The sequence below is a fragment of the Georhizobium profundi genome (genome assembly GCF_003952725.1).
GTDB classification, from domain to species: domain Bacteria; phylum Pseudomonadota; class Alphaproteobacteria; order Rhizobiales; family Rhizobiaceae; genus Georhizobium; species Georhizobium profundi.
The window spans coordinates 3739731-3752672 of sequence record NZ_CP032509.1; the positions used below are offsets into that span (position 1 = coordinate 3739731).

14 protein-coding genes are annotated in these 12942 nt (G+C 63.5%); 7 read left to right on the forward strand and 7 right to left on the reverse strand.

Annotated elements, in window-relative coordinates:
• Positions 1 to 70: 70 nt before the first annotated feature.
• Genes D5400_RS21290 through D5400_RS18075 form a run of 6 tightly spaced genes read left to right on the forward strand, consistent with a single transcriptional unit; the run spans position 71 to position 4978 of the window.
• Positions 71 to 334 (forward strand): ABC transporter permease, encoded by a 264-nt coding sequence (locus D5400_RS21290; protein WP_164527942.1) that lies wholly within the window; start codon positions 71 to 73, stop codon positions 332 to 334.
• On the forward strand, positions 331 to 1050 hold the full coding sequence (locus D5400_RS18055; RefSeq protein WP_164527943.1) for an ABC transporter permease: 720 nt from the start codon (positions 331 to 333) through the stop codon (positions 1048 to 1050). The genes D5400_RS21290 and D5400_RS18055 overlap by 4 nt, the downstream gene beginning before the upstream one ends.
• The gene (locus D5400_RS18060) at positions 1047 to 2027 is read left to right on the forward strand and encodes an ABC transporter permease (RefSeq protein WP_126011373.1); all 981 of its coding nucleotides are present in this window, start codon (positions 1047 to 1049) and stop codon (positions 2025 to 2027) included. The genes D5400_RS18055 and D5400_RS18060 overlap by 4 nt, the downstream gene beginning before the upstream one ends.
• A complete protein-coding gene (locus tag D5400_RS18065) occupies positions 2027 to 2989 on the forward strand; it encodes a carbohydrate kinase family protein (RefSeq protein ID WP_126011375.1) in 963 nt (320 codons plus the stop codon). The genes D5400_RS18060 and D5400_RS18065 overlap by 1 nt, the downstream gene beginning before the upstream one ends.
• Positions 2982 to 3956, forward strand: coding sequence for an eIF2B alpha/beta/delta subunit family protein (locus D5400_RS18070; protein ID WP_164527944.1), 975 nt, complete (start codon positions 2982 to 2984; stop codon positions 3954 to 3956). Before D5400_RS18065 ends, D5400_RS18070 begins: the two co-directional genes overlap by 8 nt.
• Entirely contained in the window at positions 3953 to 4978 is a 1026-nt protein-coding gene (locus tag D5400_RS18075; protein WP_126011379.1) for an SIS domain-containing protein, read from the forward strand. Before D5400_RS18070 ends, D5400_RS18075 begins: the two co-directional genes overlap by 4 nt.
• Positions 4979 to 5338: 360 nt before the next feature.
• Here D5400_RS18075 and D5400_RS18080 read toward each other — a convergent pair whose 3' ends face one another.
• The 7 genes from D5400_RS18080 to D5400_RS18110 form a co-directional block, all read right to left on the reverse strand.
• A complete protein-coding gene (locus D5400_RS18080; RefSeq protein WP_245451352.1) occupies positions 5339 to 6649 on the reverse strand; it encodes an MSMEG_0569 family flavin-dependent oxidoreductase in 1311 nt (436 codons plus the stop codon).
• A gap of 4 nt (positions 6650 to 6653) precedes the next feature.
• Complete coding sequence (locus D5400_RS18085; protein ID WP_126011381.1) at positions 6654 to 6941, reverse strand: MSMEG_0570 family nitrogen starvation response protein; 288 nt, start codon at positions 6939 to 6941, stop codon at positions 6654 to 6656.
• Complete coding sequence (locus tag D5400_RS18090) at positions 6934 to 7908, reverse strand: sll0787 family AIR synthase-like protein (RefSeq protein WP_126011383.1); 975 nt, start codon at positions 7906 to 7908, stop codon at positions 6934 to 6936. The genes D5400_RS18085 and D5400_RS18090 overlap by 8 nt, the downstream gene beginning before the upstream one ends.
• A complete protein-coding gene (locus D5400_RS18095; RefSeq protein WP_126011385.1) occupies positions 7905 to 8534 on the reverse strand; it encodes an MSMEG_0567/Sll0786 family nitrogen starvation N-acetyltransferase in 630 nt (209 codons plus the stop codon). Before D5400_RS18095 ends, D5400_RS18090 begins: the two co-directional genes overlap by 4 nt.
• Positions 8531 to 9634 (reverse strand): MSMEG_0568 family radical SAM protein, encoded by a 1104-nt coding sequence (locus D5400_RS18100; protein ID WP_126011387.1) that lies wholly within the window; start codon positions 9632 to 9634, stop codon positions 8531 to 8533. Before D5400_RS18100 ends, D5400_RS18095 begins: the two co-directional genes overlap by 4 nt.
• Positions 9627 to 10631, reverse strand: a complete 1005-nt coding sequence (locus tag D5400_RS18105; protein WP_126011389.1) for a Nit6803 family nitrilase — start codon at positions 10629 to 10631, stop codon at positions 9627 to 9629. Before D5400_RS18105 ends, D5400_RS18100 begins: the two co-directional genes overlap by 8 nt.
• An 84-nt stretch (positions 10632 to 10715) precedes the next feature.
• Positions 10716 to 11198, reverse strand: coding sequence for an MSMEG_0572/Sll0783 family nitrogen starvation response protein (locus D5400_RS18110; RefSeq protein ID WP_126011391.1), 483 nt, complete (start codon positions 11196 to 11198; stop codon positions 10716 to 10718).
• Positions 11199 to 11486: 288 nt separating this feature from the next.
• Between D5400_RS18110 and D5400_RS18115 the strand changes: the two genes are divergently transcribed.
• A complete protein-coding gene (locus D5400_RS18115) occupies positions 11487 to 12860 on the forward strand; it encodes an aminotransferase-like domain-containing protein (protein ID WP_126011393.1) in 1374 nt (457 codons plus the stop codon).
• Positions 12861 to 12942 lie beyond the last annotated feature (82 nt).

Sequence of the window (12942 nt, forward strand, 5' to 3'; positions counted from 1 at the left end):
ACCGCCTGCAGCAGCACGCCCGCGCCGCCATCGCCACCGGATGGCGGCCGGGCGCTTCGAAGGATTGATCATGGCTTCCGTGGGTGACACCCGCCCTCAACTGCGCCTCGTTTCGCCGACGGCATCCCGCGAGCTCGCGCTGCTCGCGGCGATCGTCGTCGTCAGCATCGTGTTCGCGACCGCCTCGCCCTATTTCCTGACGGTCAACAACCTCGTGCAGACCATGCGCGCCGGGTTGGAGCTCTCTATCGTTTCGGCGGGCATGACGCTTGTCATCATCATGGGCGGCATCGACGTCAGCGTCGGGGCATCGTTGCGGTCTCCGCGATCGTGATCGGCAAGGCCTATCAGGCCGGTCTGCCCGTCTATATCGTCACGCCGCTCGGGTTGATGGCAGGGACGGCGCTCGGCGCCTTCAACGGCTTCGTCACCGCCAAGCTGAAAGTGCCGCCGATCATCGCGACGCTCGGCTCGATGTACATTTTCTCGGCCATCATGTTCATCGTGATCGGCGGAGCTTGGATCTCGGGCCTGCCGGGCACACTGTCGCCGCTCGTCAACGGCTGGGTCGGCATCTTGCCGGCATCCGCGCTGGTCATCGCGGTCGTCTACCTGATCGCGTGGATCATCCTGCGCAAGCTGCCCTTCGGCAACCATATCTATGCGATCGGTTGCAACGAGCAGTCGGCCCGGCTCGTCGGCATCAATGTCGACCGCACCAAGATCATGACCTACGCGCTTCTCGGCTTTCTCGCCGGCGTCGCAGCGCTGCTCTATGTCGCCCGCCTGCGCAATGTCGAAATCAACATCGGAACGACCATCGCGCTGGAAGCGATCGCTGCAACCATCCTCGGCGGCACCAATATTCGTGGCGGCGTCGGCAGCCTGCTCGGCACGCTGCTTGGCGTCGCCTTCATCCGCATCATGCAGAACGGTCTCGTGCTGACGGGCGTCTCTTCGCTCTGGGAAACCGTGATCATCGGTTCGCTGCTCATCGTCGTGCTGACCGCCGATGCGCTGCGCAACCGCAACAATCCGAGGGTCCTATGACCGGACGCCCCACCGTTCTTGCCGTCAACGATCCTCTCAGGGCGCGCCTGATCCTCCTCCTCGCGCTCTGGCTCGTGGCGATCGCCGCGATGGCCGTGCTCTCCCCATATTTCTTCCGGGCGAGCACGGTGCCCTACCTGCTGCAATACGTGCCGATCCTTGGCCTTCTCGGGCTCGGCCAGACCCTCGTGATCCTCGCCGGCGGCCCGGGCATCGATCTTTCGGTCGGCTCCATCGTCTCGCTCGTCGGCGTCGCTGTGGGCGGCCTGTTCACGATGGGCGTCGACATCTGGATCGCCTCGGCCCTCGGCCTTCTTCTCGGCACCGCGCTCGGCTTCATCAACGGCTTCCTCGTCAACGTCCTGCGCATTCCGTCGCTGATGGCGACGCTTGCAACGATGTTCGCCTTCGGCGGGCTCGCGCTTGCAACGACCGCCGGCCGGCCGATCGGTGGCTTTCCGCCAGAATTCGCCTGGCTCGGCCAGGGCCGCACATTTGGCCTGCCAAACGCGTTTCTCTTCGTGCTTCTGCCGGTCGCCGTGATCCTGCACGTCATGCTGACGCGCACCACAATCGGGCGGCATATCGTGGCCTGTGGCAATGACGACCGCGCGGCCCATCTTTCCGGCCTCAACGTCGTGCGCCTGCGCATCGGTCTCTATGCGCTCTCCGGCACGCTGGCGGCACTCGGCAGCATCATCTCCATGTCGTGGTTCCTTGCTGCCAGACCCGACGCCGGCCGGGGCATGGAACTCCTTGCTGTCACCATCGCCGTGCTCGGCGGCACCCACATCTTCGGTGGAATGGGCGGCGTGCCCGGCACCATCGTCGCCATCCTCATTGTCACGACGCTGCAGATCGGGCTTCAGCTGGCCAATATCTCCGCGGCTTGGCAGCTCGGCCTGATCGGCGTTCTCCTCATCGTTTCCGTTTCCCGCCTCTCCGAGTGGCGCCGAACGAAAGGCGCCAAATCCTGATGCGTGCCATCGATGTTCTCTGCATCGGCGATCTCGATGTGGACATGTTTATTTCCGTGCCGGCGATCCCCGGCTTCGACCAGAAGATCGCCGGCGAAAACCATGGTCAGATGCCGGGCGGCATGTCGGCCAATTGCGCTGTCGCCGTCGCGCGTCTCGGGCTTGCGTCACGGCTCGTCGCGGCGGTCGGCAGCGATGCGTCCGGCAGCTTCGCGGTCGAGAAAATCCGGGCCGATGGCGTGGATGTCGATCACCTGATCCATCGCGAAAATACCAACACTTTCATGTGCGTGGTGCTGATTTCGCCGTCCGGTGAGAAATCGCTCATCAAGCTCGAGACCGAAGCCTATCTGCCCTACGCCAATGAACTCACGGACGATGCCTTTGCGGGCGTGCGCCATGTCCACCTGACATTCGGTCGACCCGAGCTGGCACACAAGGCGCTGACCATGGCGCGCGTCAAGGGCATCACCACGTCGCTCGATCTCGAACCGCCGGACATCGCGCGCAATCCGAAACTGTTGCGATCGATCCTGCCTCTGATCGACACGCTGTTCCTCAATGCCGAAGCCTATGCGATGGCAACCTCGGCTCTCGGCGAGACGCTTCTGCCTGCGCATCTTCACGAGCGTGGCGAAATTCTCATGACGCTCGGCGCCCTGGGATGCAGGCGTCTCTTTGGAGAAGACCGGCTGGACCAGCCGGGCTTTGCCGTCGATGCGCTCGATACCACCGGCGCCGGCGACTGCTTCGCTGGCGCGTACCTTGCGGCTCGGCTGGAAGGCCTTGAACCGCAAGACGCGATGATCCTCGCCAACGGCGCCGCAGCACTCGCCACGACCGGCATCGGAGCGCAAACTGCCATGCCGCTGAGGCGCGATGTCGATGCCTTCGTCGCGCGGCACACGGACAGACGACCGGACAAGGATATCCGTCCGGCTACGGGAGACTTGCATGCCTGAACGTCGCTTCGACCATGTGCGCGAACTGGAAGCCCTCGGCCTCGCCCCGCCCGACGACCAGACGATGCATTTCCTCTGGCAGATCGTCGACGAAGGCGTGTTGGGTGCAAGCCGTCACGTCGAACTCGGCAACCAGCTCATCCTGCATCTGATCGGATCAGGCTCCGATGGTGTGGATCGCGCCAGGCGCGCTGCCGCCTTCATCGCGCGCACACGGGGCCAAGACACGCCCGTGATCGGCAACAGCCTCGACCTGCTGCTCGCCGGCATCGAGTCTCTCCCAGTTGACGAACAGGGCGCGACGTTGCGGGCCCGCATCGAGGACTGGAGCAAGGGGGCGGCGGCGCGCAAATCCGCGCTGGTCGACGCAGGCGTCCGCCATCTGTCGCAAGCGCGCGGCATCATGGCATTCGACTATTCCAGCACGGTGGCGGCCATTGTCCTCGAGCTTGCGAAAACGAGGCCCGATCTTCTCGTTGTCGTGCCCGAAAGCCGTGCGATCGCCGGCGGTGCGCGCTATCTGGAAGAGTTCGTGCCCGCGCAGCTCAACGTCCGCTTTATCCCCGATGCCGCGATCGAGCACGGGCTTGCTATGTGCGATGCGGCGCTCTTCGGCGTGGAAACGCTGCGCGCCGATGGCAGCTTTCTCAACACGATCGGCAGCCGGATGATTGCGCGGCTGGCGGTGCCGATGGGCGTCGAGATCTACGGCGCGACGGATCTCATGAAGCTCGACCGCCGAAGCTATGGTGGCCACAGGCCTGAGCCAGCAATTCGCGGCTACGACAAGGTGCTGAAGGCGGGGCTGGAGATATCCGGCATCGAGCACGTCGACACATCCGCTCCCGAGCTGGAGGTCGTTCCGCCGAACCTGACGACCGGGTTGATCACGGAATACGGCATCGTGCCGCCCGCGGCGATCTGGGCGCTCGGACGGGAGAAATTTGGCTTGGGAGAACGCCCATGAACGCGATGATGCAACGCGAGATCGAGGCGCAGGCGACCCTCCTGCCCGAACTTCAGCCTCAGCTCGCAGAGGCGGCTGACCGGTTGCCGCGCGCTGCGGGGCGTATTTTCGCAGGCGGCTGCGGCGATTCCGCATTTGCGCCCCAGGCGCTGCAGGATGTGTTTCGCGCGATCGGCGTGGACGTCGAAGCCAAGACATCGATGGAGATCGCCGCCTTCGCGACCTTGAAAGCGACGGATACCGTGCTTTTGTCGTCCATCTCCGGAGGCACGAAGCGCACGGTCGACGCCGCCAAGGCGGCACGCGCCGCCGGAGCCGAGGTCATTGCCATTACGTGCAATGGCGAAAGCGCGCTTGCCGCAGCCGCCAGCCACACGATCGTGCTGCCGTTCACGCCGCTGTCGCGCAAGACGCCGCATACGCTGGATTATGCCGTCACCTTGCTGGCGCTTGGCGAAATTGCCCGTAGCTTTGCCGGGCTCGACCGAACTGTGCTTGCATGCGAGGCCGCCGATCTTCAAGAGCGTCTTGCCGCATCCGACGAACGTGCCCGCGGCCTTGCGGCAACATACAAGCCGGCCGGCAAGCTCGTTCTTCTCGGTGCCGGGTGCGACCTTGGCACGGCCAATTACGCAGCCGCGAAATTCCACGAAGCTGGCGGCCTGCTGGCGCTATCCGCCGAGACCGAGAACTTCATCCACGGCATGAACTTCATGCTCGAGCCCGATGACACGCTGATTGCGCTCGCCTCCACGACGGCTGCAGAACCCCGTGCCCGGACAGTGACCGAAGCCTTCAGCGGCATCTGCCAAACCCATCTCGTCTTCGAGATCGGCGGTGATCTGAACCCGGCAGGAGCCTTCCGCCGCCTGCTTTCCCAAACCTTCACGATGCAGCTGCTCTGCCTTGCCATCGCCGATCAACAAATGCTCAGCGTCGAAGAACCACGGGCCGGACGCGCCAACGCGGACGCGCACGCCAAGGCTCAAAGTCAAGCGATGGCGTTCAGTGCCGAGGGTTAGCGACGAGACCTGCGCATTTGCTAAAGCTGGTCATGGATCTTGTTGCGGAGTTTGACGAGGCCTGACCCGCCGAGAAGGTGCGCTTAGTTGCGCATGTCGGTCGATCTCGGTCATATCGCGTTGGTCGGATGAAGCGCGACCTCATCACCTGACTGAAGTCGATCACCTCGCCGGCCTCTTCGTTCATGCGAACGGGGGCAACATCGGCTGATTGCCCCCTGCCGTCCACAAGCGAAAGACCTGCCAGCCGTCGCCGACGCATAAGTGCGCGCTGATGGGGAGGAGTTGCGGGCGCAGGCGCCATCATCAGCATCCGCTCGAAGAACATGCGACATGCCAGTCGCGCTTCTAGCAGATTTGCTAAATTTTAGCGCTTGCTTCGCGCCTTTGCACGATTGCGTCAGCCAAGTACCGGCTGTCTTCGCCAATCGCGAGGAAACGGCCTGATCCCCAGGTGTTCAGCCAGCCGAGACCTATGAAATAGAAGCCCGGCGTGTTCGTGATGCCGCGGTCGAACAGCGGTTTGCCGCGTTCGTCGAAGACATCGACGTCGATCCAGGAATAGTCCGGCCTGAAGCCGATCGACCAGACGACAGAGGTGATGTTGAGCGCTTCGGCGTCGATTTCAGTCACTTCCGCTTCCGGCCGCCAGACTTTCTGGAACGGAGGTTCCTCCGGAGCGTCGATGCCTTCACGCGCGATATGGGCATCGATCTGGTCGCGTATGCCGCAATAGCTCCTGTCGGCATCGTCGAGGTTCTTTTCGAGGTCGGGCAGGAAGGACAGGCGGTTTCCGTCCATGTCTGCCAGCGAACCATAGAGCGAAATGCCGTCCTCGACCACGAACCGGCGCAAGTCGATTTCCTTCCCGCCGTCACGCCCTGACATATAGTGATTGGTCTGCGTCAGCGCCTTGATCGGATCAGGATGATTGGCGATCGTGATGGCGTAGTGCCCCATGTCATGGAGCCAGTCGGTTGCATCGCGGCCGCGATAGAGACGTGGGCTGCGCGGGGCGGGTCCGACCGCGAGATGCACCTTGCGTCCTGCCCTGACGAGATCCTCCATGATCTGAACGCCCGACTGGCCCGTCCCGACGACGAGCGTCGCTCCCTCGGGCAATTGCGACGGACGGCGGTAGTCGCGCGAATGAAGCTGCTCGATCGCCGGATTGAGGCGCTCTGCATACGGCGGCACGATCGGCGCGTCGTAGCCGCCGGTCGCAATCACCACCTGGTCGGCAAGCCATACGCCCTTCGAGGTCTCGACCTGATAGCTGCCTTCGAACGCCGCGATGCGGGTGACAGCGGTCTCCTCGATGATCGGTGGATCGAAGCTTTCCGCGAAGGCCTCGAGATAGTCGACGATCTCGTCCTTCAGCATGAAGCCGTGCGGATCATCGCCGGAGTAAGGGAAATTCGGCAGCCGGCATTGCCAGTTCGGCGTGACGAGGCAGAACGTGTCCCACCTGTTTACCCGCCAGGAATGGAAGCGGCGATGACGCTCGAACACCACGTGATCGATGCCACGATCGTACAAATGGCGGCTGACGGACAAGCCCGCCTGCCCGCCACCAACGATCGCCACCGACACCCTTCTAAATTGAGACGGCTCGGCGTCATGGGGCGAATGATCGTCCAGCACACGCATCGTCGACTGGTTGTTCGCCATCGCCCTATCCCTCAATTTTGATGCAGCGCACGTTGGCCGGCTCGGTGCCCGCGAGGGCGTTTGCGCGCGCTTCGATGCGGGCGAGCTCCGCCATGGCCGAGGAGCAGGCAAAACCGTATCTGGCGGCGACCCTGTCGGAGGCCTCGCCGAGACCGGTTCGTGCCTTGCCGACGAATTCGTCGAGCGAATAGCTCGCGCCCTCGGCGATGTGGTTCTTGATGACGGTCGAGGGCGAGTAGCAGCGCTCTTGCGCGCCATCCGGCCAGAGGACGGTGAAGTAGACCTCAGGCATGGGCAGGCTCCGCAACGGTTGGACGGATGTAGGGTTCGCGCTTCCAGTCCCAGAACAGCGCGGATTGCGATCCAGAGCGCAACGTGACGGTGCTGCCTCTCTCCACCCGTCCGATTTCTGCCACCGTGATGTCGCGGGCGGCGATGGGCGCGCGAACGGCGCCGACCTCGTCGGGCTTTACGGACAGCAAATAGCCGAAGCTGGGAAACGTTCGAAGCCATCGCTCGAGCGCGACATCGGCCGGCAACGGGATGTTGTCGACATCGAGCGTAACCGCGACGCCGGAGCATTCGGCGAGCATCAGCGCGGTTCCGACGATGCCGCCCTGGCTGATGTCCTTACCAGCGCGCACCAGTCCGCTCTCCGCGAGTTCGGGCAGAAGCGCCAAATCGCCTCGCAGGCGGGCTGGTGGCACGTCCAGCGACGCGCAGTAATTGTCGAAGGGCGGCCTGTAGCTGCCCCGCATGTCGATAGCCGCCAGGAGCACGTCACCGGGCTCGGCATCGAAACTTGTGATCAGCGCGTCGGCGCTTCCGAAAACGGTCACGGCCAGGCCCAGCGCCGGGCTTCCATAATTCGTATGCCCGCCGACAATCGGAACGCCATAGGCGTCAGCGGCATCGCGCAGCCCCTGCATGAGGGGGCGAGCAGCCTCCGGCGACGGCGCCCAGACCTGATCGATGAGCGCATGCGCGCGGCCGCCCATGGCAGCAATATCGGACAGATTGACCATGACGCCGCACCAGCCAGCAAACCATGGATCAGCAGCAACGAACTGCGGGATGAAGCCCTCGCCCGCCAGGAGATCATAGCCGCCGCCTTCGCGCGGCAGGATTGCAGCGTCGTCTCCCGGGCGCCCGATGCTCTCGTGATGAAGCCCGAGCGCGCCCGTGGCACCCGCGATGGCCAGCTTGCCGCGGATCGACGGATGGTGTCGCAGCGCACCCGCGAGAGCTTCAAGCGTCACGCGCGGCTCCCGTCGACATGCCAGTGTTGCGCAAGCAGTGCCGGCACGTCGTGGCAGACGGGACGCGGCACGGATGCGCGAGCGGCCCCCTCGCCTCCAACGAGGCTCAGCCAACCACTTTCCGGGTCTGCGATCGGCGGGTAGCGCGACAGGTCGGCCCGCATCAAGGCGTGGGGAAAGCCATGGAGATCGACCTCGTCTTCCACCGACCAGGCGAGCTTCTGGAAAAGCGGCACGTTCTGCGCCTGAACATGGGCCAGGAAGGTGTGGCATCCACGTCCGTTGGCTGTGGAGACGGCAAGCTGGATAAGCTGCTGGCCAAGCCGCGCGACGGTGCGGAAGCGGCGATCGACGGCAAGCCGCGATCCCCACCACAGTCCGGGCTCGGGCTCGTGGATGCGCACGGTGCCGACGACTTCGTCGGGCTCATGGGCATAGGTGGAGAGCGCGACCAGCGTAGTTGCAACCGCGTCGATCGTATCGCTGTCGTGATCCTTGAAGATCTTTTGCTCGTCCACGAACACGCGTTTGCGAAGCGCGGCCGCTCCCGCCTTTTCGAACGGTGCGGCGGCTGCCTTGATGAAATAGCCTGGGCACCGAAACTGGTCGTGCTCGAAACGTATCATGCCGACACCTTCAGCTTTTCATAGGTCGACAGCGCCGAGCAGGCGCCGCAACGTCCGCATCCGGCCTTGATATCCTCCGAGCGCATGCCTGCCCGCACGATCATGGTGCCAAGCGGTTCGAGGATGGCGCGCATGAAGGCAGCGGCCGGCGCGGGATGGCTTTCGAGCGGGGTGCCGGAAATTGGCACGAAGGGAACGACAAAAGGATAGACGCCGAGAGCACAGAGCCGCTCGCTCATTGCCAGGATGTCTTCCACCGTGTCGCCGAGGCCGGCGAGAATATAGGTGGATACCTGCCCGCGCCCGAACACCCTGACCGCTGCTTCAAAGCTCGAATAATACTTCGACAGCGGGACGCTCGCCTTGCCCGGCATGATGCGCGCACGCACCTCGGGATTGACCGCCTCCAGATGCATGCCGAGCGCATCGACGCCCGCATCCTTCATGCGCTGGTGCCAGATATCGTCTTCCGGTGGCTCGCACTGGGCCTGGATCGGAAGGTCGACGGCGGCCTTGATCGCGCGGGCGCTTTCGGCGAGCACGGCCGCGCCGCGATCGGCTCCTCTCGGTGTTCCCGTCGTCATCACCATATGCTTGACGCCGTCGAGTTCGACAGCCGCCTTGGCGACTTCCGCCAGCTGCTCCGGCGTCTTTTGGGCGATGGTCCGCCCGGCGGCGAGCGACTGGCCGATGGCGCAGAACTGGCAGGTCTTCTTGCGACTCTCATAACGGATGCAGGTCTGCAGTACCGTCGTCGCGAGCACGTCGCGGGAATGGAGGACCGCGATCTTGTTGTAGGGAATACCGTCGGCTGTGGTCAGGTCGTAGAAACGCGGCCGCGACGGAAAGCTGACTTTCGCGATCTCGGTTCCGTTCCGCATGATGCGCGAGCGACCGGAGCCGTCCGGCACATCGACGAGATACGGGCTCTCGAAGGCCGGGGCCGTGTGGACCGGGACCATTACCGTCGTGTCCCCGATCGTCACCGCCTTGTGGTCCGAAGGCCCTGCACCGCCGCGTCGGCTTTCGTGTCCGACGCGCGGATCGACGAGGCGCATGCCGCGGGTCTGGAGATCGTTGATCAGATCGGATTCACGCATTGGACGGCTCCTCGAGGCGTCTGGCGCCAAGCGGCGCATCCTGGTCGTCTTCTTCACCGTCGACGTCGTGAACTTGCCTGACCGGCCGCGCCTCGCGCATGTCGTGAACGAGGTGCAGCAATTCGGGCCGGGAATAGTGACCGACCGAATCCATCATGCGCTTGCGCTTAGCGATCAACCGCATGTCGAGATCGGCGATCACCATGCCTTCACCCTCGGTCACAGGATCTGCGAGATGGCGGCCTTCAGGAGAGATGATGCAGGTCATACACCCATCTCGAAGGCCCTTCTGCAGTTTGGGGTCGGGATGAATTGCGGCGATCTGGTCTTCGGTCAGCCAGCCGGTTGCGTTGACGACGAAGCAGCCGGATTCCAGCGCATGGTGGCGCATCGTGACTTCGATCTGCTCTCCGAAGATCGGCCCCACAAGGCTGCCGGGAAAATGCGACGCATGGATCTCCTCGCTCTGGGTCATCAGGGCGTAGCGGGCGAGCGGGTTGTAATGCTCCCAGCAGGCCAGCGCACCGACGCGGCCGATCGCGGTGTCCACCACCTTGAGGCCTGCGCCGTCGCCCTGGCCCCAGATCATGCGCTCGTGAAAGGTCGGCGTAATCTTGCGGCGCTTGAGCTTCAACGTGCCATCGGCGTCGAAGATGAGCTGCGTATTGTAGAGCGAGCCATGATCCCGCTCGTTGACGCCGAGCACAACGACCATGTTGCGCCGCTTGGCGGCTTCAGCGACTGCGCGGGTCTCGCCGGAAGGAACAGTCACCGCTTCTTCGTAGAGCCGCAGGTGCTCAGGGCCTTGCTGCACCGGCGGCAGCACGAAGGAAAAATAGGGGTAGTAGGGAACGAAGGTCTCGGGAAAAACGGCAAGGTCGGCGCCTTTATCGGCGGCCTCGGCGATCGCGTTGAGCACGCGCTCAACCGTTCCGGCGCGACCGGAAAGATCGGGCGCAATTTGAATTGCGGCTGCACGCACCGTATCATTGCGCATCCTGGCTTCCTCTCCTCTATGGCCTGAAGCGTCCGCAGTCGAGGATGCGGTGCCGTGCGCTCACGCGCCCGGCACCGCGCGTGGCTAGAGCGTCCAGGTGTCGATCACCACCGCGTTCGCCTTCTTGTGGAGCAGGATGCAGTCGAGAACGTCCTGCGGGGCAATCGGCACGATGCCGGGCAGAAGCGCCGGCTCGCCATGACCATAAAGCGCCTGAAGCGCGAAGCGGCAGGCATAGACCTTGCCGCCTTCACCCATGAACTTCTTGAGGTTTGCCGCGAAGTTCTGATGCCCGGGGAAAGCCTCGTCGCCGAGCCGCGGAAAGCCGCGCTGGATGCCGAGCGTCACGCCTGGTCCGTAGAGAAGGATCGAGGTCTCATAGCCTTTCCGGTTGAGGCGGATGGCGTTCAGGATGTTGACCAGACCAATCGAGCCTTCGAAGGCGACGGTGTGGAACGCGACCAGCGCTTTTTCCCCCGGTTCGGCTTTGACATCCTCAAAGACTTTTTCTTCGTAATCGACGAAGTAATCGCCATCCTTATGCGCTTCCACGGTGACTGCCGGCATCGAAACCTCCTGTTGGTCTTGGCTCAACACGCAGACTGCTGAGGACGCAAAATCCAGTCAATATCCATTGCAATATGCATACAATAATAGTTGTTTCATGCACCACACATGCTACTATTATCTGCATCTGCCGATAATTACGCCGCGCATTTGATGTATTTTACGTCATTTTGGAAAGCAGAGACTTACGATCAAACTGTTTCAAACGGCCGATCATATTCCATACAATTCGCTTTCAATCTCCCGCGCCGATCCGTATGAAGAGCAGGACGATTTTGGAGGCGTGACGTGGCCGATTGGATTCCGGACCTCAAAAGAGGCGGCAAGCCGCTTTACGTCGAGATCGCGGAGACGCTTGAAAGCGATGTGCGGCTGGGGCGACTGAAGGCGGGCACGCGCCTGCCGCCACAGCGGCACCTCGCCAAGCGACTCGGAATCGATTTCACGACCGTGTCGCGGGCCTATGCCGAAGCCCGCCAACGCGGTTTGATCGACAGCCATGTCGGCCGGGGGACCTTCGTCGCCCCACCGGCCAACCGGTCCGATCGCATCGATCCCGACCGCGTCGGCGCAGAAGACCCGACGATGAACATGCCGCCCGAGCCGACCGATCCGGCCTTGCTGGCGAAGATGCGTGAAGGCCTCGACTATGTCGGCGCCAATCTGATCTCGCTCCTGCGCTATCAATCGCCGACCGGCAGCGAGCGCGACAAGATTGCCGCGTCTTCCTGGCTGTCGATGCGAGGCATGGTTCCGAAACTCGAACGCATCGCGGTGACGCCCAGCGCCCATGCCACGATGACGGCGATCATGTCACTGACGGCCGAGCCTGGCGACACCGTCCTGTGCGAGGCGATCACCTATCCCGGCTTTCGCGGCATCGCAAAGTTACTGCGGCTGAACGTGGTCGGCCTCGACATGGACGAGGCCGGGATCGTTCCCGAGGCGCTCGAAGCGGCGATCGCGCTTCATCGCCCGAAGATGCTCTATCTGAACCCGACCCTGCAGAACCCCACCACCATCACGATGCCCATCGCAAGGCGGCTTGCGGTCGCCGAGATCATCAACGAATACCGCCTCGCGACCATAGAAGACGATGCCTATGGCTTCATCCCGCCCAAGGCGCCTGCTCCCTTGGCCGTCAGCGCTCCCGACTATGTTTGGCACATTGGCGGGCTGGCGAAGTGCATCGGCGCGGGCCTCAGGCTCGCCTACACCGTCGCCCCGAGTGCCAGAGACGCCTTTGCGCTGTCCCAGGCGCTGCGCGCGGTCAGCGGCATGGCGTCTCCGATCTCGATCGCGATGGCGACGCACTGGATCGAGGATGGGACCGCCGATCAGATCCGTCGCTTCATCCGGTCAGAAAGCGCTGCGCGGCAAACCATCGCCGCGGAGATCCTCCAAGGGTTCGACTTCGCATCCGACCCGCATGCGTTCAATATCTGGCTGCGCATGCCCGAGCATTCGGAAGGTCGCGCGCAATTGATGGGCCGCCTCTCCCGCCGTCACCTTGGTGTCATACCCTCCGACGCGTTCACAGCAGCCGGCCCCGCCCAAGAGGCCGTCCGCATCTGCCTCGGAGGATCGATCTCGCGCGAAGACCTCGGTTCAGAACTGAGGTTTCTGGCGAACGCGCTTGCCGCCGAAGACTGGTTCGCATGACAGCGCGGGCGCTCCTATGCCGCGGCCAATCGTTCTTCGACTATCGCAACGCCTTCAAGCCGAACGCTGCAATAGCGCCAGA